Origin of the sequence: Vibrio sp. CCUG 15886 (assembly GCF_028570825.1) — a bacterium.
Taxonomy (GTDB): domain Bacteria; phylum Pseudomonadota; class Gammaproteobacteria; order Enterobacterales; family Vibrionaceae; genus Vibrio; species Vibrio vulnificus_B.
The window spans coordinates 37278-63525 of the sequence record NZ_JAQQBT010000004.1 but is presented as its reverse complement, the minus strand read 5'-3'; the positions used below and the strand labels follow the sequence as shown (position 1 = coordinate 63525).

General features: G+C 46.5%; 25 protein-coding genes and 2 tRNA genes. 15 read left to right on the top strand and 12 right to left on the bottom strand.

What is annotated here, in order from left to right:
- Window positions 1-80 precede the first annotated feature (80 nt).
- The 5 genes from hppD to PQQ36_RS10320 are packed head-to-tail and all read left to right on the top strand — an operon-like array spanning window position 81 to window position 4869.
- Window positions 81-1154 (top strand): 4-hydroxyphenylpyruvate dioxygenase, encoded by a 1074-nt coding sequence (gene hppD / locus PQQ36_RS10340; RefSeq protein ID WP_011080604.1) that lies wholly within the window; start codon window positions 81-83, stop codon window positions 1152-1154.
- Complete coding sequence (locus PQQ36_RS10335; RefSeq protein WP_225470733.1) at window positions 1147-2283, top strand: homogentisate 1,2-dioxygenase; 1137 nt, start codon at window positions 1147-1149, stop codon at window positions 2281-2283. Before hppD ends, PQQ36_RS10335 begins: the two co-directional genes overlap by 8 nt.
- A gap of 40 nt (window positions 2284-2323) precedes the next feature.
- On the top strand, window positions 2324-3343 hold the full coding sequence (locus PQQ36_RS10330) for a fumarylacetoacetate hydrolase family protein (RefSeq protein WP_225470734.1): 1020 nt from the start codon (window positions 2324-2326) through the stop codon (window positions 3341-3343).
- A 7-nt stretch (window positions 3344-3350) separates the two neighbouring features.
- A complete protein-coding gene (maiA, locus tag PQQ36_RS10325; protein ID WP_225470735.1) occupies window positions 3351-4019 on the top strand; it encodes a maleylacetoacetate isomerase in 669 nt (222 codons plus the stop codon).
- Window positions 4020-4053: 34 nt separating this feature from the next.
- On the top strand, window positions 4054-4869 hold the full coding sequence (locus tag PQQ36_RS10320) for a substrate-binding periplasmic protein (protein ID WP_225470736.1): 816 nt from the start codon (window positions 4054-4056) through the stop codon (window positions 4867-4869).
- A gap of 61 nt (window positions 4870-4930) precedes the next feature.
- Here PQQ36_RS10320 and PQQ36_RS10315 read toward each other — a convergent pair whose 3' ends face one another.
- A complete protein-coding gene (locus PQQ36_RS10315) occupies window positions 4931-5110 on the bottom strand; it encodes a hypothetical protein (RefSeq protein WP_011080599.1) in 180 nt (59 codons plus the stop codon).
- Window positions 5111-5348: 238 nt separating this feature from the next.
- Between PQQ36_RS10315 and PQQ36_RS10310 the strand changes: the two genes are divergently transcribed.
- The 4 genes from PQQ36_RS10310 (at window position 5349) to PQQ36_RS10295 (ending at window position 7207) form a co-directional block, all read left to right on the top strand.
- On the top strand, window positions 5349-6014 hold the full coding sequence (locus PQQ36_RS10310; RefSeq protein WP_011080598.1) for a DUF2726 domain-containing protein: 666 nt from the start codon (window positions 5349-5351) through the stop codon (window positions 6012-6014).
- A 65-nt stretch (window positions 6015-6079) separates the two neighbouring features.
- Window positions 6080-6871: a hypothetical protein gene (locus PQQ36_RS10305; protein WP_103277882.1), complete on the top strand. Its 792-nt coding sequence runs from the start codon at window positions 6080-6082 to the stop codon at window positions 6869-6871.
- A gap of 147 nt (window positions 6872-7018) precedes the next feature.
- Window positions 7019-7095, top strand: a tRNA-Val gene (locus PQQ36_RS10300).
- 35 nt (window positions 7096-7130) lie between these two features.
- Window positions 7131-7207, top strand: a tRNA-Val gene (locus PQQ36_RS10295).
- A 146-nt stretch (window positions 7208-7353) separates the two neighbouring features.
- Here the strand turns inward: PQQ36_RS10295 and PQQ36_RS10290 are convergent.
- Complete coding sequence (locus PQQ36_RS10290; RefSeq protein WP_225470737.1) at window positions 7354-8520, bottom strand: GGDEF domain-containing protein; 1167 nt, start codon at window positions 8518-8520, stop codon at window positions 7354-7356.
- A 567-nt stretch (window positions 8521-9087) separates the two neighbouring features.
- Here PQQ36_RS10290 and cspE point away from each other — a divergent pair.
- Complete coding sequence (gene cspE / locus PQQ36_RS10285; protein WP_011080595.1) at window positions 9088-9300, top strand: transcription antiterminator/RNA stability regulator CspE; 213 nt, start codon at window positions 9088-9090, stop codon at window positions 9298-9300.
- Between the two features lie 123 nt (window positions 9301-9423).
- On the top strand, window positions 9424-9774 hold the full coding sequence (locus PQQ36_RS10280) for a DMT family protein (RefSeq protein WP_011150137.1): 351 nt from the start codon (window positions 9424-9426) through the stop codon (window positions 9772-9774).
- A 65-nt stretch (window positions 9775-9839) separates the two neighbouring features.
- Here the strand turns inward: PQQ36_RS10280 and katG are convergent, their stop codons facing one another.
- From katG to PQQ36_RS10230, 10 genes are all read right to left on the bottom strand, one after another.
- Complete coding sequence (gene katG / locus PQQ36_RS10275) at window positions 9840-12011, bottom strand: catalase/peroxidase HPI (protein WP_273661144.1); 2172 nt, start codon at window positions 12009-12011, stop codon at window positions 9840-9842.
- A gap of 228 nt (window positions 12012-12239) precedes the next feature.
- The gene (locus PQQ36_RS10270) at window positions 12240-12947 is read right to left on the bottom strand and encodes a glycerophosphoryl diester phosphodiesterase (RefSeq protein ID WP_085760939.1); all 708 of its coding nucleotides are present in this window, start codon (window positions 12945-12947) and stop codon (window positions 12240-12242) included.
- A 25-nt stretch (window positions 12948-12972) separates the two neighbouring features.
- Window positions 12973-13746 carry a DeoR/GlpR family DNA-binding transcription regulator gene (locus PQQ36_RS10265; protein WP_011080591.1) on the bottom strand — a complete coding sequence of 258 codons (774 nt, stop codon included), beginning with the start codon at window positions 13744-13746 and terminating at the stop codon, window positions 12973-12975.
- Window positions 13743-14924: a sn-glycerol-3-phosphate import ATP-binding protein UgpC gene (locus PQQ36_RS10260; protein ID WP_273661143.1), complete on the bottom strand. Its 1182-nt coding sequence runs from the start codon at window positions 14922-14924 to the stop codon at window positions 13743-13745. The genes PQQ36_RS10265 and PQQ36_RS10260 overlap by 4 nt, the downstream gene beginning before the upstream one ends.
- Window positions 14914-15756, bottom strand: a complete 843-nt coding sequence (gene ugpE, locus PQQ36_RS10255; RefSeq protein ID WP_130341341.1) for a sn-glycerol-3-phosphate ABC transporter permease UgpE — start codon at window positions 15754-15756, stop codon at window positions 14914-14916. Before ugpE ends, PQQ36_RS10260 begins: the two co-directional genes overlap by 11 nt.
- A gap of 9 nt (window positions 15757-15765) precedes the next feature.
- Entirely contained in the window at window positions 15766-16647 is an 882-nt protein-coding gene (locus PQQ36_RS10250; RefSeq protein ID WP_103185812.1) for an ABC transporter permease subunit, read from the bottom strand.
- A gap of 67 nt (window positions 16648-16714) precedes the next feature.
- Entirely contained in the window at window positions 16715-18019 is a 1305-nt protein-coding gene (locus PQQ36_RS10245) for an extracellular solute-binding protein (RefSeq protein ID WP_011150144.1), read from the bottom strand.
- Window positions 18020-18221: 202 nt separating this feature from the next.
- Window positions 18222-19382 carry an HD-GYP domain-containing protein gene (locus PQQ36_RS10240; RefSeq protein ID WP_043877149.1) on the bottom strand — a complete coding sequence of 387 codons (1161 nt, stop codon included), beginning with the start codon at window positions 19380-19382 and terminating at the stop codon, window positions 18222-18224.
- 265 nt (window positions 19383-19647) lie between these two features.
- Entirely contained in the window at window positions 19648-21384 is a 1737-nt protein-coding gene (locus PQQ36_RS10235) for a methyl-accepting chemotaxis protein (RefSeq protein ID WP_039553471.1), read from the bottom strand.
- 168 nt (window positions 21385-21552) lie between these two features.
- Entirely contained in the window at window positions 21553-22311 is a 759-nt protein-coding gene (locus tag PQQ36_RS10230) for a sulfite exporter TauE/SafE family protein (RefSeq protein ID WP_039553474.1), read from the bottom strand.
- A gap of 191 nt (window positions 22312-22502) precedes the next feature.
- On the opposite strand from PQQ36_RS10230, the gene PQQ36_RS10225 reads away from it, so the two are divergent.
- The 4 genes from PQQ36_RS10225 to PQQ36_RS10210 all read left to right on the top strand — a co-directional run bounded on the left by PQQ36_RS10225 (window position 22503) and on the right by PQQ36_RS10210 (window position 26232).
- Window positions 22503-23729 (top strand): trypsin-like serine protease, encoded by a 1227-nt coding sequence (locus PQQ36_RS10225; protein ID WP_108693888.1) that lies wholly within the window; start codon window positions 22503-22505, stop codon window positions 23727-23729.
- 379 nt (window positions 23730-24108) lie between these two features.
- The gene (locus tag PQQ36_RS10220) at window positions 24109-24744 is read left to right on the top strand and encodes a helix-turn-helix transcriptional regulator (protein ID WP_263216838.1); all 636 of its coding nucleotides are present in this window, start codon (window positions 24109-24111) and stop codon (window positions 24742-24744) included.
- A gap of 272 nt (window positions 24745-25016) precedes the next feature.
- Entirely contained in the window at window positions 25017-25526 is a 510-nt protein-coding gene (locus tag PQQ36_RS10215) for a hypothetical protein (RefSeq protein WP_011080581.1), read from the top strand.
- A 46-nt stretch (window positions 25527-25572) separates the two neighbouring features.
- A complete protein-coding gene (locus tag PQQ36_RS10210) occupies window positions 25573-26232 on the top strand; it encodes a fimbria/pilus periplasmic chaperone (protein WP_038939045.1) in 660 nt (219 codons plus the stop codon).
- Window positions 26233-26248 lie beyond the last annotated feature (16 nt).

Sequence of the window (26248 nt, the reverse complement as noted above, 5' to 3'; positions counted from 1 at the left end):
CGCTATTCCAATTCTTCTGACTCTGGTTCAAGTTAACAAAGTGTTAACCAAAATAAAAAGCAGTCTAAAAGGAGAAAGTCATGGTGGATGCAATCAACCCACTGGGCACAGACGGATTTGAGTTTGTCGAATACACCGCCGCAGATAACACAGGTATCGAGCAGCTTAAGCATTTGTTTTCCTCGCTGGGCTTTGCAGAAGTCGCCAAGCATCGCTCGAAAGAAGCTTGGCTATATCGCCAGGGCGATATCAACTTTGTCGTTAATGCTCAGCCGCACAGTCAGGCTGAGGAGTTTGCAAAAGTTCATGGACCTTCAGTATGTGGGATGGCATTTCGAGTGCAGGATGCAGCGTCAGCACTTAAGCACGCATTGACCAATGGCGCAGAAGAATACAAAACAGAAATCGGGCCGATGGAACTGAGTATCCCTGCTGTGTATGGCATTGGTGGCAGCTTGCTCTATTTTGTCGATCGCTACGGTAAGCAGAGTATCTACGATGTCGATTTTCGTTTTTATGATGACGCCGCTCAGCGCCTAGCGAAGTCGGATGTTGGCCTATATGAAATTGACCACCTTACCCACAACGTAAAACGCGGCAACATGGATACTTGGGCGGGATTCTATGAGCGTATTGGCAATTTCCGTGAAATTCGTTATTTCGATATTGAAGGGAAACTCACCGGTCTGGTGAGCCGAGCGATGACCGCACCATGTGGCAAAATTCGTATCCCAATCAATGAATCTTCGGACGATAAGTCACAAATCGAAGAGTTCATTCGTGAGTACAATGGTGAAGGCATTCAACACATCGCGCTCACCACGGACGACATCTACCAAACGGTTCAAACGCTGCGCGACCGAGGTATGGACTTTATGCCCACGCCGGATACCTATTACGACAAAGTAGATAGCCGTGTTGAAGGACACAAAGAAGATGTGTCTCGATTGCGTGATTTACGCATCCTGATCGATGGTGCACCGCTAAAAGATGGCATTTTGCTACAGATCTTTACCCAGACGGTTATCGGGCCTGTCTTCTTTGAAATCATTCAGCGTAAAGGCAATGAAGGTTTTGGCGAAGGTAACTTCAAAGCGCTATTCGAATCGATAGAAGAAGATCAAATTCGCCGTGGAGTACTCAATAATGCATAAATGGATCACCTTTCCTCATCGGGAAGGTGTCTGCTCCAAGCAGGCACATGCCGATTTCCCCGAAGAGGCAATTTACGAACGTGAAGCGGGGCGTAGTGGGTTCTTTGGCCCCGCTGCGCATTTTCATCATCAACATGCCCCAACAGGCTGGACCGATTGGCAAGGCGATTTAAGACCGAGAGCGTTTGATTTCACTCGCGTGACCAGCGCCAATCAAGCCTCTCCTTGGAGTGTGCCGCATTTGCTTCACAATCACGAATGTAAAGTTCGAGTCTGGAAAACCCAAACTAAAATGGAATTTCTGGCGCGAAACGCCGATGGCGACGAGCTGCTCTTTATCCATCAAGGTAAGGCCGACCTTTACTGTGACTATGGCCATTTGTCAGTAGAAGAAGGGGATTACGTGATGATCCCGCGTTCAACCAACTGGCGCTTGGAGCCGTCAGAGGCGATGTTTATTTTGATGATTGAAAACACCGATGCGGCGTATTCACTGCCAGAGAAAGGGTTAGTTGGTAATCATGCGGTATTTGACCCTGCGGTACTTGAAACGCCGTCGATCAACGACCAGTTCAAAGCGCAATACTCAGAGCAAGAGACGCGTGTGGAAGTGAAACGCCACGACAAGGTGAGCGTGATTACCTATCCGTTTAATCCATTGGATGCCATTGGCTGGCATGGTGATCTCTCTGTAGTGAAACTGAACTGGCGCGATATACGCCCATTGATGTCTCATCGTTATCACTTGCCTCCGTCGGCACACACCACCTTTGTTGGGAACGGCTTTGTTGTTTGCACCTTCGTGCCGCGTCCTATCGAAAGTGACCCAGGCGCGTTGAAAGTGCCGTTTTATCACAACAACGACGATTATGATGAAGTGTTGTTCTATCATGCGGGGGATTTTTTCAGCCGCGACAACATTGAAGCAGGCATGGTGACGTTTCACCCGGCAGGCTTTACCCACGGGCCGCATCCTAAGGCATTCAAAGCTGGCCAAGAGTATAAGAAAAAGTTCACCGACGAAGTCGCGGTGATGATTGATACGCGCCATGCATTAACGTTTGCACAAGAACTCGACAGTGTAGAAAACAAAGAATACGTCTACAGTTGGCGTGAAAATCAAAAATAACACGGACGACAGAACAGCAAGATTTGAGAAGGGAAGAGAGATGAAATTAGCAACCAAGAAGAATGAGCATCGCGATGGTGAGTTGATCGTCGTCAGTCGCGATTTGAGCCGTTATGTTTCCGCGGCTGACATTGCGCCGACATTGCAGCTTGCACTGGATCATTGGTCTGTGTGCGAGCCAAAGCTGAAAGAGCTTTATCAAGCGCTCAATCAAGGCGAGGTGACGGGAAGCTTGCCGTTCGAAGAGACCTTGGTCCATTCACCGTTACCGCGTGCTTATCAGTGGGCCGATGGCTCTGCATACGTCAATCACGTGGAATTAGTGCGCAAAGCCCGCGGTGCTGAAATGCCAGAAAGTTTTTGGACAGACCCACTCATGTACCAAGGGGGCTCCGACGCCTTTATCGCACCACGTGACAACATTGAATTTGCCAGTGAAGAGTGGGGCATTGATTTTGAAGGTGAAGTGGCGGTGATCACAGGTGACGTGCCAATGGGGGCCAGTTTTGCACAAGCAGAAGACGCGATTCGTCTCGTGATGCTGGTGAATGATGTTTCGTTGCGTGGCCTGATCCCTGCTGAACTCGCCAAAGGCTTTGGCTTCTTTCAATCCAAACCCTCTTCTGCGTTTTCTCCCGTCGCCGTTACTTTGGATGAACTGGGTGAAGCCTGGTATGAAAACAAACTTCATCTGCCGCTGATCTCAACCTACAACCATAAACCGTTTGGCAAACCGAATGCCGGCGTAGATATGACCTTTGATTTTGCCGATCTGATTGTGCACGCGGCAAAGACGCGTCCGCTGTCTGCAGGGGCCATCATCGGGTCTGGTACGGTGTCGAATAAGCAAGGAACCGATCACGGCACGTCGATTGAAGAAGGTGGTGTTGGTTACTCGTGCATTGCCGAAATTCGTATGATTGAAACAATTCGTGATGGTCAAGCCAGCACGTCATTTATGCGTTTTGGCGATTCTATTCGCTTAGAAATGTTTGATGCGCGAGGGCAATCTATTTTTGGTGCGATTGAACAACAAGTGAGTCGTTATCAGCATAAATGAGGTTGGTATGGAGACAAGTCTTAAACTCTATGGTTATTGGCGATCGTCTGCCGCCTATCGCGTGAGGATCTGCTTAAACCTGAAGCAGCTCCGCTATGAAAACCACTCGATTCATTTAGTGAAAAATGGCGGAGAGCAGCATCTCGCGCATTACCATGCTCTGAACCCCAATGAGCTGGTGCCCGTGTTGGTGGATGGGGATCTGGTACTCAATCAGTCGTTGGCTATCATTCAGTATCTCGATGATAACTATTCATCGACTCAAGTGATCCCGTCTATGGGGCCACTCAAGTATCAAGCGTTGGCGTTGGCGCAAGACATCGCGATTGATGTCCATCCTCTGAATAATCTTCGGGTCCTGCAGTATCTTGAAGGCAGCTTGGAGGTGGATGAAGAGCAAAAACGCTTGTGGGTGCGTCATTGGATTCATATGGGTTTTAAAGCGGTGGAAGAGAAGCTATTGGCTCACCGTAAACACTATGGCGAGTGTGTTTTTAGCGTCAGTTCTAGTCCAAGTATCGTCGATATATGTTTGGTCCCTCAGGTGTATAACGCTCTCCGTTTTGGCGTAAACATGACACCGTATCCCACCATCAATGCCGTCGTTGCCGCTTGCAATCAACTGCCCGCATTCGATCTCGCCAAACCCGAAAATCAGCCTGACGCTCAACTTTGAATTTACAGGTGGCGGTGTGATTCCTTGTTGGTAGATGTGTCAATTCGGGGCTACATTTACTTGCAAGGGATCACAATTAGGGGGCGTTATGTTCCGTTCAATTTTGTTTCTATTTGCATCCTTGTTGGCAGCAGTCGCGATAGCGAAATCGGATCTTCAATCGATCACTTATCTGACAGAAGAATACCCGCCTTATAACTTTACCGAAAATGGTGAACTGCACGGCATCGCTGTGGACTTGTTGGTTGCTGCAACGGCAAGGGCAACGCAACCTGTCGCTAAAGAAGACATTTCCGTCCAACCTTGGGCTAGAGCATACCGTACCGTGCTGATCAATAAAGACACGGTGCTTTTTTCGACCACGCGCACCAAATTGAGAGAAAACTTGTTCAATTGGGTAGGGCCGATCAGTGCCACTCGTATTGTTGTCATGGCTAAGAAAAGCGCGCAGATTTCCATTAAGCGCCCCAATGACCTGATTCAATATCGTATCGGTGTGATTCGTGATGATGTTGGTGAACAGCTCCTGCTTGAACTGGGCGTTCCGCGTAACTCAATGCAAGAGAGCTCCTATGCCTCTACTTTGGCGGAGCAACTTTACAAAGGGCGGATCGATCTTTGGGCTTATGAAGAAAATGTCGCGAAATGGTGGATATCCAAAGGTGGATTCAACTCTGCGGATTTTGAACCTGTGTATGTTCTGCAAGAAGGGGAGCTCTATTATGCGTTTAACAAAGACGTTGATGGCGCCTCAGTGAGAGCATTGCAGCAAGCCATTGATGCACTAAAACACACCAGCAATGATGAAAATCAAACCTTCTATCAAAGCATCGTGGGTAAATATCGCTAGCAAAGTGGGATTCGTGTTTATTGGCCAATGTTTAACGACGCCCAGCATAGGCGTCGTTCAATCATCTCATCATTAGTAGCTCAATCAACTCACTTTCGGTGCTGGGTTCGCGCGAGAGCTGAATCTCTTCTGAACAACCACCTTTCAACATATACGCTGTGGTGCCGCAATGATCGTAGTGATACCACTTTCCTTCGATACACACATCGGTGTAACAGCGTGGATCTTGTTTCAACTCCATGATTTATCTCCTACATCCCTGTCTTTTATCTGAACATGTCTTTGGTTAACAATTCATTAACCAAATTCACTGTAATCAGTGCTGCGCCGTGATTGTTTGATCTAAATCAATCTGAAACGTGAACTCTACCAAAGTAGTAACAAGCGAGCCTAGCTTGGGTGGGTTTTCACTTGTCATCAATCCGGTTTACACATAGTGTATTTAACAAGTAAGGCTATGTTTTGAGTGTAATTAACCGATGACGAATATCTTTATTATTGTCGCGCTACTGATTTTGTTTTTTTTCGTAATACAGAAATACGTCGTCAAACAGGATGATACCAAGGAATATGCCTATCGTTCGAAAGGCTCGGTGTTGAAAGGGCATGAAGTGGCATTTTTCAATGCATTGAAAACCGCGGTTGGCGAACATGGTGTTGTGTTTGCCAAAGTGAATATGAGTAATGTGGTTGCGCCACGCGATATCAATAGCAAAAAGCAGTTGTTTATCGCCAGCAACCGTATTTCACGTATGTATTTTGACTATGTGATTTGCGATCCGCGCACGTTTGAGCCACGTGTGATCATTGAATTGGATAACGGTAAAGAGCTCAACAAAGTCAAAGTTGAGCGGGAAAAGTTACTGATGCAAGTGTGCAAAACCGCCAATATCCCACTGATTGGTACGTCGATTAAGCACAGTTATCAAGTGGGACGATTAAGACGTTTGCTCGCCGCGCATATCGACTTGATTGAACCAGACAAAGAAGTGCGCTTTTGTAAAAAGTGCGGCAGTCCGATGATCATTAAAATTGCTTCCCAGGGAGAATTCAAAGGTCGCCGCTTTTTCACCTGTAGCCGTCAGCCAAATTGTACCTACACCGAAAACTACAATGTGGTGTTCGATGTGGATGAGGATGATTGATCTTTCATCCCTATACCGTCCAAAACGGCCTATATTGTATATAAGGATAAGAATGAGGGCGTTCTATGAGATGGTTTGCGATAGCGTTGTTCGTGTTTCACTTTTCAGCCGTGGCCGCTCAGCCCAAAACCTTGACTTTAGTTCTTCCCACCCAACTCGATGGCTCCCATCTTTTTTACCATGAGTTATTGCGCCAATCGCTCGATAGCATTGGCGTAAAGCTAACCATCAAAACGCCTTTTGAGCACATTCCACAAAAACGCTTAGTCAAGATGGTGGAGAATAACCAGCTTTCTTTGATGTGGTTACTGCAAACAAAAGAGAGAGATGCACAATACACTTATGTAAATGCGCCCGTCACCAATGGCTTGATTGGTAAACGCGTTTTGCTTATTCCCAAAGGCGCTCAGCCCCAATATGACTCAATCAATAGCCTTGATGAGTTACGTCAAAGTGGGTTAACGGCTGGGCTTGGTTATGCGTGGTACGATGCCGATGTGTGGTTGCACAATGATTTGCCATTTTATGAGCAAGATGGTGAGTGGCGAATGCTGTATAACAAACTCTCAACTCAAGGGGCCATTAACTATTTCCCGCGTGGTGTAAACGAGGTAATGGCCGAATCGAGACTCAATCCTCAGTTGGAAATCGAACAGCACTTGCTGCTTATTTATCAGCGTGATTTTCGTTTTTACTTAAGTGAAGGAGCAAAGCAGCACAAAGTATTGCTGGAGAGAGCACTGCTCAAAGCGGAGCAAAGTGGCTTATTGCAGCGGTTGATCGATCTATATTGGGCGACAGAGATTACCCAGCTCCAATTGAATAAACGCAAAGTGCTCAAGCTTGTCACGCCATGAAATGTGAATTAGATCAAATCACTAAAAGTGAAAAAGGCTAAAAACAGAGCAAAAAGATTAGGAATAGAGCAAACGGCACTAAAAGGGAAAAAATATGCTTGCGCCTAACACCGTCACTGGGTAATATCCTCCTCGTTCTCACGAGATGCGTCCGTAGCTCAGTTGGTTAGAGTATCGCCTTGACATGGCGGGGGTCGGTGGTTCGAGTCCACTCGGACGCACCATTCAAAAGAATGGTTAGTCGAGAACAGTGCGTAAAGCGTCCATAGCTCAGTTGGTTAGAGTACTACCTTGACATGGTAGGGGTCGGTGGTTCGAGTCCACTTGGACGCACCATATTCGTTCTTTTAGAACAAACACAAAGCCCGCTCAAATGAGCGGGCTTTGTCGTTTCTGCGTTCCATAGCGTGATAAGCATTTCAATTGCCTGCTTTAGGTTTATTTCTTACTGCCCCGTAAGCTTCCGCTTAATAAATTGCTGCCTACTGATGAACCACTACTTGGTTTCTACCTTGAGACTTCGCCATATAGAGCGCTTGATCCGCTCTTTTTACCATGCTTTCTACATTATCCAGTGTACTGAGCTCTGTTAGGCCAAAACTCATGGTTAAGTGCCTTTCTGGGAGTTGCACAAACTGGCTTTGTTCTATCGTCATTCGAATCGTTTCAGCGAGCTGCTTAGCACGGACCAGTTCGTATTGCGACAAAATGATCAGAAACTCTTCGCCACCATATCGAAACGCTAAATGCTGTTGTGGTAGTTGCGCTCGAATTGCTTCGGCGCAGCGTTGCAAAATAATATCGCCTTCTTGATGGCCATAAGTGTCATTAACCAGTTTGAAGTGGTCAATATCGCACATCATCGCAATCAATGGCTGCTGCCGATGTTGTGCAGACGAAATCAGTGCTGGCAGTTTTTGTTCAAGCCCGTGACGATTAAAGAATCCAGTGAGGTTGTCTTTGAGCGACATTTCTTGTAATGACGTCAGCAAACGTTCGTTGATTATCCAAACTAAGCTAAAGGCCGTGATGGTGACATTCAGCGTACCGAGTAGGTACGACAACTGGAGAATGTAAATACTGGGCAGAGATGCATTAAAGAAACGATCCTCTGGAACAAGAATAAAGTTGATCGCTCGGATGAGCTCAATAGTGCCGACAATGCAAAAAGACGTGACAATCACATTCACGGGCAAGCGAGTGTCATTGGCAGAGCCTCGATGTACATTGTACGCCGTCATATAAAGCGTCAAAGATAAAAATGATGAGATGATAATCAGCCGAGCATTGAGTGATGGGGCAAGATAAGTAAAGTAAATAAACGATAAAGTGAGTGGAACAATGAGGGCAAAGGAAAGGGCACTGAAGCGATTGTTGATTTGCCTAAACTGACTGAATCCATACAGAAAAAACGAAAAACCGGTATACAGCATCACATTAGCCGCGACGATTGAGAAAAAGTCGCTAACGACCCCTCGCAAGCCAATCAAAGCCGTGGCCATGCCAATGAGCGTTAAGGCACAAACAAACGTCATAAGATTGTGGCGTTTAATGTGGGCGCGATTGAACAGCGCGAGGCCAACGCCATAAGACAAACAAATAGCCGCTGTGATCACACACAAAGTTCTGAGATCAAGTACGAAAGTCATTCCCTGACATATTCCTCTTAAAGCAGTCAAAAGATTTTATGTTATCGCCCAGTTAGCGGCAAGTTAATGAGGGTGATATGTTCTATTTAGTGATCTTAAATCTTCTATGTGTTGTTTAAGTGACCAAATTGAAGAAAGAATGTTCTATTGCTTGTGTTCGCTCCTATTTAACTTGCACTCTAGTGAAGTTTAAACTCATATGTCATTCATTATCATGCTGTTTTCAAAGGAATAAATAGATATGGCCTTTTGGTTTGAAGCAAAAATGAGATTGTAACGAGACAAAACGACAGTAATTACAGAAAAAATAATTTTCTTATCTGGCGGTAAGATAGCCAAAGGTAAACGATTTCATTCTTTTTGTTAAAAACACTTGTTCTTTTCCAAGAACCAAGTATAGTGTTGCTCAGCTCTTACAAAGAGTGCATGTGTTAGATTAAGTAAAAGTTCCTTCTCAGTTAGTTCTCGATATACCTCGTTAAACCTGCGTAAACTTTCTCTCGATAGACCATTCATGCACTTGTAATAGCCAGAAATGTTTAATGTAAATTTTTAATAGAGGTCACTATGTCTGGTAAAATGACTGGTACAGTAAAATGGTTCAACGAGACTAAAGGTTTTGGTTTTATTTCTCAAGACAACGGCGGCAAAGATGTATTCGTACACTTCCGTGCTATCGTTTCTGAAGGCTTCAAAACTCTTGCTGAAGGTCAGAAAGTAAGCTTCAACGTTGAAGAAGGTCAAAAAGGCCCACAAGCTTCTAACGTTACAGTTATCTAAGCTTATTTTACTTGTGGTTTAACCACGAGAAGAATACTAAACGGGTGCTCGAAAGAGCACCCGTTTTTCGTTGGTATTTAGAGAAAGTTTATCTAAACGAATTTTTTGTGGGCGAGAGTAGAAGTGAACCCTATTGTTGTTAGTGTTGGCTTATTAATTTGTAGCAATGTTTTTATGACATTTGCTTGGTATGCCCATCTCAAAGAGTTGAACAATAAACCATGGATTATTGCAGCATTGGTGAGTTGGGGGATCGCACTTTTTGAATACCTTCTCCAAGTACCCGCGAACCGCATTGGATACACTGCACTCAATGTAGGCCAGCTTAAAATTCTACAAGAAGTGATTACCTTGATGGTTTTTGTGCCGTTCTCTGTGTTCTATTTACGTGAACCACTGAAACTAGATTACCTGTGGGCTGGTTTGTGTTTGGTTGGCGCCGTCTATTTTGCGTTTCGCAGTAAGTTTTCATAAAAAAAAGCCCCCTAGCGAGCATGTAAGCTAGGGGGCTTTGAGTGCAAGTCTGATAAGTGATTCGATTAGATATCGAAGCGATCCGCGTTCATTACTTTAGTCCAAGCGGCCACAAAGTCTTTCACGAACTTCTCTTTGTTGTCATCTTGAGCGTACACTTCAGCGTAAGCACGCAAGATAGAGTTGGAACCAAATACTAAGTCAACACGAGTAGCTGTCCATTTCACATTGCCGCTGTTACGCTCGACGATGTCGTAAGAGTTGCGACCGGTTGGCTTCCAGGTGTAACGCATGTCTGTCAAGTTCACAAAGAAGTCATTACTTAGTGCACCGACATTGTCGGTAAACACACCGTGCTTAGTACCGCCATGGTTTGTACCTAGTACACGTAAACCACCAATCAATACCGTCATCTCTGGGGCGCTTAAACCTAACAATTGAGCTCGATCCAGCAGCAATTCTTCAGGGTTGACCGCATAGTGTTGTTTCTGCCAGTTGCGGAAGCCATCTGCAATCGGCTCAAGGACTTCGAAAGATTCCACATCGGTTTGCTCAATGGTGGCATCGCCGCGACCTGCTGCAAACGGAACGGTGATTGCAATACCAGCGGCTTTCGCGGCTTGCTCAACACCCACATTACCTGCAAGCACGATGGTGTCTGCAACACTGATGTTGAACTCAGAGGCAATTGCTTCAAGGACATTAAGCACTTTCGCGAGTTTTTCTGGTTCGTTGCCTAACCAATCTTTCTGTGGCGCAAGTCGAATACGAGCACCGTTGGCACCACCACGTTTATCTGAGTTGCGGAAAGTGCGTGCGCTATCCCATGCGGTTGAAACCATTTCGCCGATGCTCAAACCACTGGCGATGATTTTCGCTTTCACTGCATCTACGTCGTAGTCTTTACGACCAGTCGGAACTGGATCTTGCCAAATCAACGTTTCTGCAGGGACATCTGGGCCAAAGTAGCGAGCTTTTGGTCCCATGTCGCGGTGAGTCAGCTTAAACCAGGCGCGAGCGAAGGTTTCAGAGAAGTAAGCGGGATCTTTGTGGAATCGCTCAGAAATCTTACGGTACTCTGGGTCCAGTTTCAGCGCCATGTCTGCATCGGTCATGATGGGGTTGTGGCGAATCGTTGGATCTTCCACATCAACCGGTTTGTCTTCCTCTTTGATGTTCACTGGTTCCCATTGCCAAGCACCTGCTGGGCTCTTCTGTAACCACCAATCGTAGCTAAATAGCAGATGGAAGAAGCCGTTATCCCATTGTGTTGGGTTTGTCGTCCATGCGCCTTCAATACCACTGGTCACCGTGTCTCGACCAATACCGCGCGACTTATGGTTGTTCCAACCTAGGCCTTGCTCTTCCAAATCCGCACTTTCTGGATCGGCACCTAAGTTTGCTGCGTTGCCGTTACCGTGTGCTTTACCAACCGTGTGACCACCCGCCGTCAGCGCGACCGTTTCTTCATCATTCATCCCCATGCGAGCAAAAGTCACACGCATGTCTTTGGCTGTTTTTAGTGGGTCAGGATTACCATTCACACCTTCAGGGTTAACGTAAATAAGGCCCATCATCACAGCAGCAAGCGGGTTTTCTAGGTCGCGTTCACCAGAGTAGCGGCTGTTTTCTGCACCAGATGGCGCTAACCATTCTTGCTCTGCACCCCAGTAAATGTCTTTTTCTGGATGCCAGATGTCTTCACGACCAAAGGCAAAGCCAAAGGTTTTCAGACCCATTGATTCGTACGCCATGTTACCGGCAAGGATCATCAAATCAGCCCAGCTAATTTTGTTGCCGTACTTTTGCTTAATTGGCCAAAGTAGACGTCGCGCTTTATCAAGGTTGGCGTTATCAGGCCAAGAGTTCAACGGAGCAAAACGTTGGTTACCGGTATCCGCACCACCACGGCCATCACCCACACGATAAGAGCCAGCTGAGTGCCACGCCATACGGATCATCAAACCGCCGTAGTGTCCCCAGTCTGCTGGCCACCAATCTTGGCTGTCAGTCATCAGCGCTTTGAGATCGCGTTTCAGTGCTTCAACATCCAGTTTTTTGAGCTCTTCACGGTAACTGAAATCAGCCCCCATTGGGTTGGATTTACGGTCATGTTGATGAAGGATGTCGAGATTGAGGGCCTTTGGCCACCAAGCGACATTGGATGAGTTTGAAGAAGTGGCGCCGCCATGCATTACTGGGCATTGGCCGCTGGTGTGGGTAGGTTTGTGTTCCATGTGTTGCTCCTTGTCGGTCGCATTATTCTAAGGGAGGTGTCAGAACGCCGAAGAATCAGTTGACGACGAGTGCTGCACCTTGATGAAACTAATCCTATGTCTTATGTAGGGTTTTATCTAATTCGTTGTCTCTATTCCTTTGATAGGTAAATTCTGTTTAAACATTCACAGTAAGGTCATGTTTTGAAACCACTCATCCGAAAACGAGTGGTTCGATAGGGGAGAACGCTAGATAAAACGTTCGGGATAGTCAGAGAAGATGGCATCCACTTTGTCGAGATAGCGGAACTTATCTGCCTGATTAACGGTATAGCACCAAATTTGATATCCGCCTGTTTTTAAATCGCGAATGTGTTTTTCTGTGATCCAGCGGTAGTTGAGGTTGCAACTAAATGCGTTGACTTCTTTGAGCACTTGCCGGTCTCGTTGGGACAATCGCTCACTGAGCACGCCGAGCTTGTAACCAGGGCAGTGCTGATGAAGCTGTAAGATGATGTCGTGACTAAAACTCGAGAGCAGAATTTTATCGGCGGTCAGGGGGCTTTTATCCAAAAGGTTTTTCAGATTCAAAGCCACTTCAGCCACATCGTGGTTGTCGACTTTCACTTCGATATTGAGCCCTAAATCGTATTCTGCCGCCAGATTGAGCAACGATTCCAAGGTCATGATTGGTTCGCTAGTAAATGCTTCATCGAACCATCCTCCAAAATCGAACGCTTGCAGTTCCTTCAAACTGTAAGCATCGACACGGCCTTTGCCGTTACTGCAGCGATCAATCGTATGATCGTGGCAGACGACCAACACATTATCTTTGGTCGGTTGTACATCTATTTCAACCCAGCTTAGGCCAAGATCAATCGCGGCTTGGACGCTAACTCGGGTATTTTCAGGGTAAGAACCAGCCACACCACGGTGGCCGACAATCATTGGAGGCATTGGGTTTCCTTAATTCAATCACACCTCATCGAGAAGGGATGAGCGTAACTTGGTGATCCTGACACAGCTGAAGAAACTCGGGTGTGATTTCATCCACAAAAAGCTTTTGCATTTCAGACAGTTCACCGCTTACTACCGGAGCATAGCGCCCTAATTTGCTTTTGTCTGCAACCAACCAGCATTGCTCGCTGCATTCAATAATAGCGCGAGTGAGATTCGCTTCTTCGGGGGTGAAGTCGAGCAGTTGCCCATTGTGTGTCATGCCACCGACGCCGAAGATGCCAATTTTAATGTTGAAGCGGCGATAAAAACGTGTGGTCACTTCGCCAACCGTATCTTCGTCAGAGTGTCGCACCAGCCCTCCAGCTAGATGCAAGGTGATGTTGGGGTTGCGACTGAGTGTCAGTGCGGCGTTGAGATTGTTGGTCACCACCGTTAAACCTGGGTGATCCAATAAGGCCTGCGCAACCTGTTTAGGTGTGGTGCCAATGCCTAAGAAAATGCTGCTGCCTTCTGGCAATTCAAGCGCCACTTTTTGCGCGATACGCTGCTTGGCGGAGAGATTGATTAGATCGCGATTGGTAAAAGAGAGATTGTCATTAGCGCTGGGAAGTGAGATGCCTCCATGCACACGACGCACCATGCCTTTATCGCTCAAGTCATTCATATCTTTGCGAATGGTTTGCACCGACACATCAAAACGCTCAGAAAGCAGGGCACTGGAAAGTACCCCATGGGTTTGCTGCAAATACGCGAGGATCTGTTTTTGTCGAGTGGATAAGCTCACTGCCAGCCTCATTGCTGTTGTCTCTGTTGCTGACGCGCATCGACAGACGACGATTGAGCTGAGATCGGAATGCGTTTTTCTTGTTCATCAAAGAGATGCAACTGTTCAACGCGCACCCAAATTGGCAGATTGTCACCGATGGTCAGCGGCATTTCTGCGGTAACCGCAATAAAGTCTTCGTCACCATACTCACCATTAATTTTGCCATGCACCAATTGATTTGGGCCCAAGGGTTCAACCACTTGGATGTTGAGACTCAGCTCGATGGCATCATCGACGGGTTGTAGTGAGGCGTGTTCGGGGCGAATGCCCAACGTGAGTGTGTTGCAGTTTAAGTTGGCATCGTATGGTACTGACCACTGTTTTCCCGCCAATTGCAATTTCCCGTCACGGATTGAGGCAGCTAGGAAGTTCATCGCAGGGCTACCAATGAAACTGGCGACAAAGGTGCTCGCAGGTTGGTGATACACTTCTGCGGGCGTGCCAATTTGTTCAATTTCACCTTGTTTGAGAACCACGATACGGTCGGCAAGGGTCATTGCCTCCACCTGATCATGGGTGACGTAGACGCTAGTGACGCCAAGCTCTCGCTGCAATTTTTTGATTTCCAGCCGCATGTGAGCACGCAAGGCCGCGTCGAGGTTGGAGAGGGGCTCGTCAAATAGGAACAGTTGCGGATCGCGAACAATCGCTCGTCCCATCGCCACACGCTGACGTTGGCCGCCAGAGAGTTTGGCGGGCTTACGATCGAGATACTCTTCAATCTTGAGCGTTTTGGCGACTTTGACAATTTTTTCCGCGATGGTGGCTTTATTGACGCCACGATTTTTCAGCCCATACGCCAAGTTGTCGTACACACTCATATGCGGATAGAGTGCATAGTTTTGAAACACCATGGCGATATCACGATTGGCGGGCTTTTCGTTATCGACGCGTCGACCTGCAAGGTGAATTTCTCCCGAGGTGATCGCTTCTAGCCCAGCGATAGAGCGCAAGATTGACGATTTTCCACATCCCGATGGGCCGACTAAGACAATAAATTCGCCTTGATGGATCGCCAGGTCGACACCTTTTACCGCTTGGTGGCCATTTTCATATGTTTTTACCAGTTGTTGAATGTCTAGCATTATTGGCTCCGCAGAAATTGAGCGGCGAATCGGATGAATATTGGAGTTCTGATTATTTTTCACTTTCTACTAATCCTTTAACAAACCAACGCTGGAAGATGACCACCACCAAAACAGGTGGCAACATGGCGAGGATCACCATGGCAAAGGCGTAGTCATAACGAGGTAAGCTGGTTTCATTGATGTTATTGAGAATCTGTTTGATGCCCATGACGATGGTGTTGTACTGCTCATCGGTGGTCATCATGATTGGCCAGAGATATTGATTCCAACCCACGACAAACATGATGATAAAGATAGCGGCCATCATGGTTTTGGACAGAGGGAACAAAATATCGATAAAAAATCGTATCGGCCCTGCGTTGTCGAGTTGTGCCGCTTCAAGCAGTTCATCAGGAATGGTTTTAAAAAACTGACGAAAGAAAAACGTGGCAGTGGCGGAGGCGATAAGAGGCAACACTAAACCGGTGTAGCTATTGAGCATGCCTAAGCGAGAAACCACCTCATAAGAAGGGATGATACGCACTTCCAGCGGCAGCAGCAGTGTGATGAAGATCAGCCAAAACCACGCGGTCGAATAGGGTAGACGAAAATAAACCAGTGCGTACGCTGCCATCATCGAGATGATAATTTTACCAATCGCGAAACCCAGCCCCATGATCATGGAATTGACGATCATGGTATGAGCGGTCACATTACCAGCAAAGCCCAAACTTTTGTTCCATGCCTCGGCGTAAACCGCTTGCAGATTGTCTCCTAGCGTCCATTGCAATCCTTCCGAGACGATGGTGTTTGGGTTGTGGGTGGAGCTGGCGAAGATCAGCCAAAGTGGCAGCAACATAAAGAGTGCGCCAGCGATCAAAATTAAGTGATCAGAGAGTCGATTACTTTTCATACTTGCTCCCTAGTAATGAACGCGTTTTTCGACAAAACGAAATTGCAGCCATGTCAGCAGCAGCACCAATACCAGCAGTACGACCGATTGTGCGGAGCTACCGCCAAGGTCTGCACCGACAAAACCATCGCGATACACCTTGTACACCAATGATGTGGTGCTGCCGCCCGGACCACCATTGGTCATGGTGTCAATTACGCCAAAGGTTTCGAAGAAGGCATAGGTTAGGTTGATCACCAAAAGGAAAAAGCCCGTTGGCGCAAGCAGCGGAAAGGTGATGGTCCAAAAACGTTTGTTGTCGCTTTGGCAGTCCAACAGTGCGGCTTCTCGCACGGCGTAAGAGATGGACTGAAGCCCCGCTAAGAAGTAGACAAAGTTGACGGAAACCTGTTTCCACACCGAAACCAGCACCAATGCAATCGTGGCGTCGACCGGATCGGTTTGAAAACTAAACTGCCAACCAAGGCGCTCGAAGAGATCCGTTAACACGCCAATATGAGGGTTAAACAGAAAGCCGCCAATGATCCCCGCGACGGCAGGGGCGACAGCGTAAACCCACGTTAAGGTGATGCGATAAGGGCCTTGGCCATGAATGATGTTGTCTGCTTTCACCGCCAACAACAACGCGAGCGCGAGCGAAAGAAACGAAACCAACACGGAAAACAGTAAGGTAAAGCCTAAGGATTCCAAATAATCACTCGAGGTGAACAGCAGTTGATAGTTTTCAAACCAAACAAAAGTGGAAGAGAGGCCCCATGGGTCTTCCAACATAAACGAGAGGTAAATGGCTTGTGCGGCGGGGTAGATAAAGAACACCCCGATGATCACTATCTGCGGCGCCAGCAGCAGATAGGGGAGCGGAGTGTGGGAAAAGTGTTGTCGGCGTTCCACGGTAATTCTCTATGTAAAACGGAAATAAAAAAATGCCGCCGACTCCAGAGAGCCGGCGGCAAAGGGGTTATTGCACGGTACGAGCAAAGCGGTTAAGCAGTTTTTCGCTTTCGTTTTCCACTTTGTTTAAGCTATTTTCTACCGTCGAGCGGCCAGAGAAAATGTTGTCAAATTCACGGTGCATCACTTCACGAACTTGTGGGTAGTAGCCTAAACGGTAACCTTTGGTCCACTCGCCATCGGGCAGGCTAAGCTGTTTTACCCCCACTTCTGCATCTGGGTTTTCTTGGTAGTAGCCAGATTGCTTCGTCAGTTCATAGGCGGCTTGCGTAACAGGTACGTAACCGGTGGTTTTGTGCCAGTACATTTGTGTTTCTGGCTTGGTGAGGTAATCAAAGAAAGCGGCGACGCCTTTATCTTGTTTGGAGCTATGGCCGTTTAAGGCAAACAGCGCGGCGCCTCCAATAAAGGTGTGAGTCGGCTTTTGTGTGATGGATTCCCAGTAAGGCAGATACGTTGTGCCCAAGTTAAACTTCACGCGATTACGCAAGCCACCAAATGAACCAGAAGAGCCCATCCACATTGCCACTTCACCACGCTCAAATGGGGTTTGGTTCGCATCCCAATCACTGCCGTAATACTTGTAGTAGCCTTTGTCTGACCACTCTTTCAACTTCTTCACGTGCATCAGCATGTCGTCGGTGCTGAACATGATCTTGGTAGAAAGGGCTTGGTAGCCGTTTTGTTTATCGGACAGAGGCAAGTTATGGCGAGACTTGAAGTTCTCAAACATGATCCAAGGCGTGAGAGATTGAGAAAAGCCAGCTTTGCCTTTAGAAGCCAACTTCGCGGCGACTTGCTCAAGCTGTTCATAAGTTTGCGGTGCTTTGGCGTTTACTTCGGCCAGCATGTCTTTGTTGTAATACAGCACAGGGGTTGAGCTGTTGAAAGGCATACCAATCATTTTACCTTGGCTATCAGCATAAAAGTTACGTACGCCAGCAATGTAATCTTGTGCGCTGAATGGGTAGCCTGACTCAATCATTAGCGTTTGGACAGGTTTGGCTACCCCTTTGCTGTTGATGATGGTCGCGGCACCCGCATCGAACACTTGCAGAATGTTGGGTGCTTGGCCCGCACGAAACGCGGCAATGCCCGCGGTGAGTGTTTCGGTGTACGAACCTTTGTAAACCGGTGTCAGTTTGTATTCATTTTGTGAGGCGTTGAACTCAGTCGCTAAATGATTGACCGTTTCACCCAGTTGGCCGCCCATCGCGTGCCACCAAGTAATTTCCGTGGTCGCAAACGCTGTTGCAGAAAAACCGCCAGACACCGCAGCGCAGAGAAGTCCGTTAACCCATACCTTGTTCATTTGAATGTTCCTTTTGCTTTCGTACGAGACTAATGTTGTTTCGTTTGAAGCTATGCTGGCGGAGAAATGTTGCAAAAACGTGCAAACTAGATGGCAGAAAAATGAAGCTTTAATGAAGTGAGAGAGAAAACTGAAAGAAGAAAGAAACAAAAAGTGAGGGAAAATACGCTTTTACATGGAGAGAAAATGGCTTAACACAAGGTTAAGCCACACATCCTTTAGGGAGTTCTTCTTGATCGAGATACCTATCGCGAATAGCGAGGAACTGTTCCAAATTATCGATTAAGGCACTAACGCATTCAGGATCAAACAGACGACCAGTGTTGGCTCTTATGTAGTCCATAACCGCATCCACCGACCACGCGGGCTTATAGGCGCGGCGACTCAGTAGTGCGTCAAACACGTCGGCCAGCGTGACAATTCGTGCTTCTAGTGGAATGGATTGTTCTGCGAGTTGATCGGGCAACCCTTCACCATTAAAGGCTTCGTGATGGTGACGAACAATGTGTTTGATAAAAGCCACTTCGTCATCAGAAACCAGTTCAGCGTTGGCCAAATGGATGACTTCTTCAATCATCTCTTCCCCATAAATAGTGTGCATATTCATGATCTGACGCTCTTCGGCAGTAAAACGTTTATCGCTAAAGAGAATGTGATCGGGAATTTTATACTTACCAATATCGTGAAATGGCGCGTAAAGGCGAATGCGATGGATGAATTGGTGGGTAATCTCGGGTTTCTGATGGGCCAGTAATCGTGCCAGCAATTCACTGATCTTACCCATGCGAATGAGGTGTTCTTTGGTTTCAGGATCGCGAGCATGGCCCATGTTCAGCGCAATGGAGAGGGCCGATTGAAAGTGCTTTTGGTTTTCATGTAAATGAATAAAAAGGTGCGCGACAAGATTGGAAAGAAAGGCAAAATCTTTTTGAATATTGTCGTTTGAAAAGAAGCTTGATGTCGCCGCGTTGTAAAAAATAAAGCCGAGAGTTTTATTGCGGTAGTTCAGTGGAACGGTATAGCTACTACGGTGGCCGATGCTCAATAAACGAGAGACACGCTCAGTTTGCACCATGGTGCTTAAATTATCCACGATGCGAATGCTGTTGTTGTAGGCAAGACCCGTGAGTGCAGAGTCAATCCTTAACTCATGATCGACATAATCCAACTGCTGGGACGTTTGCTTAGAGAGCAGGCGATCCTGCACATAATAGTTGGAGGCTTTTTTGTCACCGAGGAGCGCCACCGAAAAACGACTGAATGTGGGATAGCGCTCGACACAATGCAGGAAGAGTTCATCGAGTATGGTGACGATGTCTTTATCTTGAGCGGCGATGCTGTTCATCGCGAGATAATCTAACATGGGGCTTCTGTTCCTTTTACAGGCTGTTCCAAATAAAAATGGAACCTGCCTCGCAACTAACAGCTGAAAATGTATCAAAAATGCTACATGTGATTAACGAAAAATATCATGAAGTTAGAATTTCATCATAGAAAATGTGGTTAATGAGAACGGAGATGCAAAATGATGTGCACCTCTGCACAGTTTCTTTGAAATCAGGAAATTAGAAAAATCCCCCTCCACCATTAATGCGGGTAGAGGGGGCTTTAAGAAAGAGAGGGAGACGCTACTGTACGCGAAAGCGGCCGACTACATCGGTTAACGCATGAGAGGTGTTTTGCAACTCATCGCTGATGGAGGTCGATTGCGCGGCATTTTCGTTGAGCAGGCGAACGATTTCCTGAATCGCTGCCATGTTTTTGCTCACTTCTTGTGTCACCTGTCGTTGCTCCATGGCCGATGTTGCCATCAAAGTATTGAGGTTGTTGATCTCTGCGACTGAGTCGGTGACCACATTCAGCGAATCCATCACATGGTTGGTTCGCTCTGCGGTCTCTTCACAACGAGTCCGAGTGGAGCCCATCTCGTTAACCACGTTTTCGGTTGTGCTTTTCAACTTCGCCAGCATTTCGTTAATTTGAGCGGTACTTTGCTGCGTTCTCGCGGCTAATGCGCGTACTTCATCTGCGACAACAGCAAATCCTCGGCCTTGCTCACCAGCGCGAGCCGCTTCGATCGCTGCGTTGAGCGCGAGTAGGTTGGTTTGCTCGGCGATATCACCAATCACCTGAAGGACAGTGCTAATTTGCTTGGTATCATCACTCATGCGCGTAATGGTGTCTGACATTGCCACCACTTGAGTCACCAATCCGTTCACGCTCTCCACTGCACCCGTCACCGTTTGTTTTGACTCATCAGCATAACGGGTGGTGGTCTCTGTCAGGTGCGCGGCGTTGTCGGCGCTTTGCGCAATGGAATTAGCGCTGGCGCTCATCTCTTCAATCGCGGTAATGGCCTGTTCTGTCTCTTGGGTATGCTGATTAAGCGTGTGAAGGTTTGATCGCGACTGTTCACTTAAATTCACGACGGCGTGGTCGATTTCTTTGGAGGAATCGGCCACTTCAATGAACATCTGCTGTAATTTTTCAATAAACAGGTTAATTGAGTGAGAGATTTGGCCAATTTCGTCTTTGGATTCAATGGCCAAACGTTGGGTTAGGTCGCCGTTGCCTTGAGAAAGATCAGCCACCACCGAGTTGAGGCGGCTAAGCGGTTTAAAGGAAACCTGCAAAAGAATGACGCTGGAGACGATGATGACCGCGGCACACACCAAGAGCGCGAGGGTGATCATCCAGTTGAGTTGGTCAGTATTCGACTGAATGTTATCCAGATCGATGTAGCCGATAAGTTCCCAGCGTTGGCCTGCAAATTCCACTGGTCGGGCGATGGGGGTTAAGTTGCTGCCTTGTTTATTGCTAAAAATAACGCTGCCATTGGCGAGCAATTCAGCGTAGCTGCCTTCTGCCGCATAATCGGCGATGACTTGACTAAACTGACCCAGATTGAGAACAAAGAAATCAACCGAATCATCAATACGTTTGAGTGAAAAGGTAATGGAAGGTTCTCCATTGAGCATACTCACGGGGCTCACTACCGTGGCATCACCATGCGACTCGGCCAGGTTGATGTACTGTTGGGCATCTTCCTCGCTCATGTTTCCACTGTCATCGAATGCGTAGCCATTGACGATTTTAATGATCTTGTCAAAACCAGAGCTTTCCTTGGTTTCACTGATGTCCATCATGCTGAAATTGAGACTGTTTGCCAGCGCCAATTTACCGTTCAGTTCGTTTTCCAGCTTGCGCTGAATCAGATCCACATTATGCGTGATGTTTTTACTGTCAGTGTCTTGGATGTAACGGCTAATAAAATAGTTAGCGCTAAAGTAAGAGGTGATGATGGTGAGCGAGATAATGGCAATAATCAGCGCAATTATCTTGTTCTTAAAAGAAAGCGGAGTCATAACACTTTACATCCTTAAAAGTGATTAATGAAAACGAAGCATTCCTGCGTCGTAGAGTGGCTGTTCAATTTAATAATTGGCTCAATATTAAGTGAGCTGTGCCATTGTTGCAAATAAGTTGCATTCGTTTGCAGAGATAACTTGGAGCTGTGTAAGGATTAATGGTCGCTATGCATAGATTTTTACAAAGAAGTAGCCCGTGATGGCAAAAGAAGTCACGGTAACAAAACGATGGACCCAAAGTTTATTGAGGCGTCGCGCGACAACCGCAGAAACATAGCCACCGAGTAAACTGCCCAGCATGACAATGAAGCCATTCCACCAATCAATTGAACCATCGAAGATAAAGATGATCACGGCGATCAACGAAACACTGGTGGAAATCAGCAGTTTTAAACCGTTCATCGTAATGATATCGCGGTGTCCAGAAAGCGTAAGGTAACTCAACGTGACAATGCCCAACCCTGCGTTAAAGAATCCACCATACGCGGAAACAAGGACCAAAAAGAGCGCGGGCAGCCAAAGAATGATTGGGTGCTTAGGGCGGTCGGCACGATGACCGATTGCTTGGTTTATTCTACCGCCAAACACAAACAGTATGGTCGCAAACAGTAATAGCCAAGGGATGGCTTTTAAGAAGTCTGACTCACTGGTATTGAGCAATAGAAAGGCACCGAGCATGCCGCCGAGAAGGCTACAGACGATGGTTTTGAGCAGAATGTTTTTTTGCGCATAGAGCTCACGACGATATCCCCATGCACCGCTAATGTAACCAGCACAACTAGCGAACGTATTGGTTGCATTGGCCACCACTGGGGGAATTCCCACCGCCATAAGCGCTGGGAACGTGATGAAGCTGCCACCTCCCGCGATAGAGTTGAGCATGCCACCAAAAACCCCGGCAAAGAAAAGCAAAATGATGTCCATGTGTTGTGAGCGATCCTTCTATCCCTTTATCCCTGACGTTGTAGAGTCGTTGTCGACGTTCTGCTTTCCTCAAGTTAACAAACTGATTACATAACAGACATTAATATTATGAAAAACAGTGATCTCAACAGGCGAATTTTCCAACCTTGTCTTATTCTTTTATGGATAAAGATGCATATGGAAGCAATGCGATGAAAACAAAACTGTCAGTTGGTGTCATAGCGCTGTGCTTGCCTATGATGGCGCAAGCGATTGTGGCGGGTATCGATTCCAGTGAAAACTATGTGGTGAGTGTGGATGCCAGCTCGTTTGCGGAGCAATCCAGATGCGGAGGCACCATCATTAACTCGCGTTGGGTCTTAACCGCGGCTCACTGCTTAATTCAGTCCAAATCGACTCAAGAAACGTCAGATAGTAACCCCGAGTCATTTACTAATTACGAGATCGTGGCGTTAAAAGAAGTCACCGTGAGAGCAGGCATTCTCGACCTGTTTCAGTCACAAGTGGAACACATTTATGATGTCTCCCATGTGGTGATCCATCCAGATTACATGCCTTTAAGAACCACCAAGCAAACGGCTCAAGGAGAGGAGCTAGTCAGTACGGCTTATCAGAATGACCTAGCGCTTATTAGAGTGAAACGGGACTTACCAGCCACACCAGTCACCTTAATTAATACAACCAGTTATCAAGATTTTTTGACGCAAGTGGCAAGCTGGGACGATGCCATACGAAACGAAAACGCGCTGGTATTAGGATGGGGGACTGATATTCCTAACTCGCCAAGTGTTGACACGCCACCGCCCATTCCTGAGGTGATTCCACTTAAACAGGCCGATATCGCGATGGTTCCCATTGCGGATTGCTTCGATATGTTGGAGCAAGCCAACACGTTGCCGCTCTATATTGCCTCTTCAGCCGATGTGACCAAACTGTGTACGCTGCCAAAGCAGCTAATTCATATTGGCAATGAAACCTACGGTCACGGTGCGTGTTTGGGGGATTCTGGTGGGCCACTAGTGTGGTCGGATGGTGTGGGAAATCAGTTCCAAGTGGGTATCATCAGTGCATCGCCTTTGATCAATACCGTTTGTAGCTCGGTCACTTATCCCACTTGGTATACCAATGTGGTGACCTATCTCGATTGGATAAGTGCTTACACTGATTCGGCAACACCCCCCGATCAGCAAATCACTAAACCCACGTTTATGACGACGGCTAGCCAAGAAACGCCAGATGACAATACCACTGAGAGTGGAGGCCAAACCAACGAGTGTTCGAGTAATACGTCTGCCAGTGTTGGCGGTGGAGAGGTGGGTCTAGGCTGTGCAGGATCGGAAAGTAGCGGCAGCGTCAATTGGGTTAGCCTTTTAGGTTTATTGCTCTTTTGGCGCGCTCGTCGAAAAGCATGTGAATGAACGTCACCTATTCTTTTGCTTTGCTTGTTGATGAGTAAAGTGACCTCTTTCGTCGATGACATCAAAAATGATGTCATCGAACGTCTTTTGTTATCACGTATCTTTATCTTCTAACTCTTATCTCTTAACTCTTATTTTTTAACTCTGCTCTTTATTTACGCGACTTGTTTGGGGGCGTTTTTATTTATACGAGAAAAATATGGGTTACAACCGATTTTATTAAATTTCATTTAAATAAAGCGATATGACAAATGAGTTCTATATAAATAAAAAAGGATTGTGAGGATAATCAAAAACAAAATCTGCTAATAAAGTAGTATGCATAAAGACGGCTTATAGTTCGATAGTACTTTATTTTCATTTCCAGGAAGGATTTACGATGAAGGAATCACATAAGGTATGGGTTATTTCAAAAGATCCGGAGTGGGCGGCGTTAGTGGTTGCTGGATTATCACATACCTTTATCCATTATGAGTTTTTGGTGCAGTCGTCACTAGAGTCGCTTTGGCAATTAAGTGACAATACGCTGGTGATTTATGATCGCCTCACCTTAGGAAATCCTTCTCAATATTTAATTTCTCCCACTACACGCGGTGGCGCGTGGATCTTAGCCAACGCGACGCAGCAAGACTTGGATGGCGTGAAAGGGCTGATTTCACTTGGCTGGTTTGGCTTTTTAGAGGCAGAAAAAACGCTGGAAAACTTACATAAAGCCATTCGAATGGTGGCGTCGGGTCAATTGTGGTTCAGTCGAGAAGCCATGTCTTATGCGCTGCGTAATATTGTTCGTACTCAAGCTACATCCAGTTGTTCAGTGGATGTGATTGGCAGCAAATATGAACTGTCAGGCAAAGAGCAAAAAGTATTTCTTTATTTGCTTCAGGGGTATTCCAATAAAGAAATATCAGAACAATTGAATGTCAGTTTAAGTACAGTCAAAAGTCATGTATCACATATTTTATGTAAAACAGGAAAACAAAGCCGATCGCAATTAGCGACATTAATGATTGAGTAGTTCTATATACCCAAATGACTCAATTTCTAGGATTCAGAGCTTCATATTCTGATTCAGTCCAAGAAAGAGAATGCAGTGGAATGACGAGTTCCTGCCAAGTTCTTTGTATATTGTTTGTTTTAAATCAATTTTTCCTTCTAATTAGCCCTTCCTCATCCCTTTGCGTGTTTCTAACTGGTCAGATGACCGATGGTAAAAACGTCGTATGTGCGTAAATTTAACTTGCAACGAACGAACTACACCGCAGGAACACTATGTAAAGGAGAACAATCATGAAACGTTTAGCAACTTGTGTCGCGTTAACCCTTCTTTATTCCGCAGGCGCAGCCGCTAATTCTTGGGTTGTGAGTGACGAAGCACGCGCTGACTTTTTGGTGAAGTTTAGCGGTGAAGTGCCTAAGCGCTGTGAAATGAGAGCAAGTGAAGAGCTCGAAACGCTAAATTTCGATTTGACGCAAAAGTCAGATAAAAAAACTTTCGCGTTTAAAGCTTGGTGCAACTCTTACGGAACAAAAGGCACTTTGCTGGTAGATCCATATGCGTTTAAGAACGGCAACGGCGATGAAATTCCAATGGAATATTCATTCAACGACAAAGTGTCAGTGAAAGATGCAGAAACGGAAACCATGGCAGCACGTATCGTCGACACCATTGATGTCAGCAACAGTCTTGACAAGCAAATGTCATCCAAACACAAATTGACCATCCGATCGCTTCCTCATAAAGGCGCTCGTTGGGGTAAATACGAAGGCTACATGTGGGTATCGCTCTACCATATGTAATTCACTTTGTGGGGGACGACATGTCCCCCTTTAATTGAGGTGTCGTATGAAACGGATTTGCTTATTGACGATATTGTTCTCATTCTTTCATGGTCAAACACTGGCATTTGAGCTGTTCCCTATGGTGCAGTTTTTGGACGATGCCGGTAAAGGAACCACGGTTTTTTTCAAAATCACCAATACCTCTCTTGCTCCACTACCAGTGGAACTCATTCCAATCAAAAGAGAAGTCTCGCTCAACAACAATGAAACCTTGTCAGAAACCGATGAGCTAATGGTGTTTCCACCACAAGTGCTGATTCAACCTGGCAAATCGCAGAGCATTAAAGTGCAATACATTGGGGAGCCGAAGCAAAGCGCGGCGTCCTATCGTTTAATCGCCAGTCAACTGCCACTAAAAAATGAATCCAGTAACGACAGCATTCAAATGCTTTTCCGCATTGGCGCACTGATTTTTGTCTCACCTCAGGATGTTCGAACTGACTATTCAAGCCATTTGACTCAAGGCGAGAATGACGCGGCACAGTTAACCATTCGTAATGAAGGCACCAGTGTGCTTGAGCTGACCAAACTGAGCCATGAAGTCACTTGGCACAATCAGAAGATGAACTGGTCTTGGGTTGAGTTAGAACCGCTATTGCCAATGCAATATTTGGTTCCAAATCAAAGTGTTGTCGTTAATGTGCAATCTTTGCTGGTCAAGTAATCACGGCCTTAGGGGC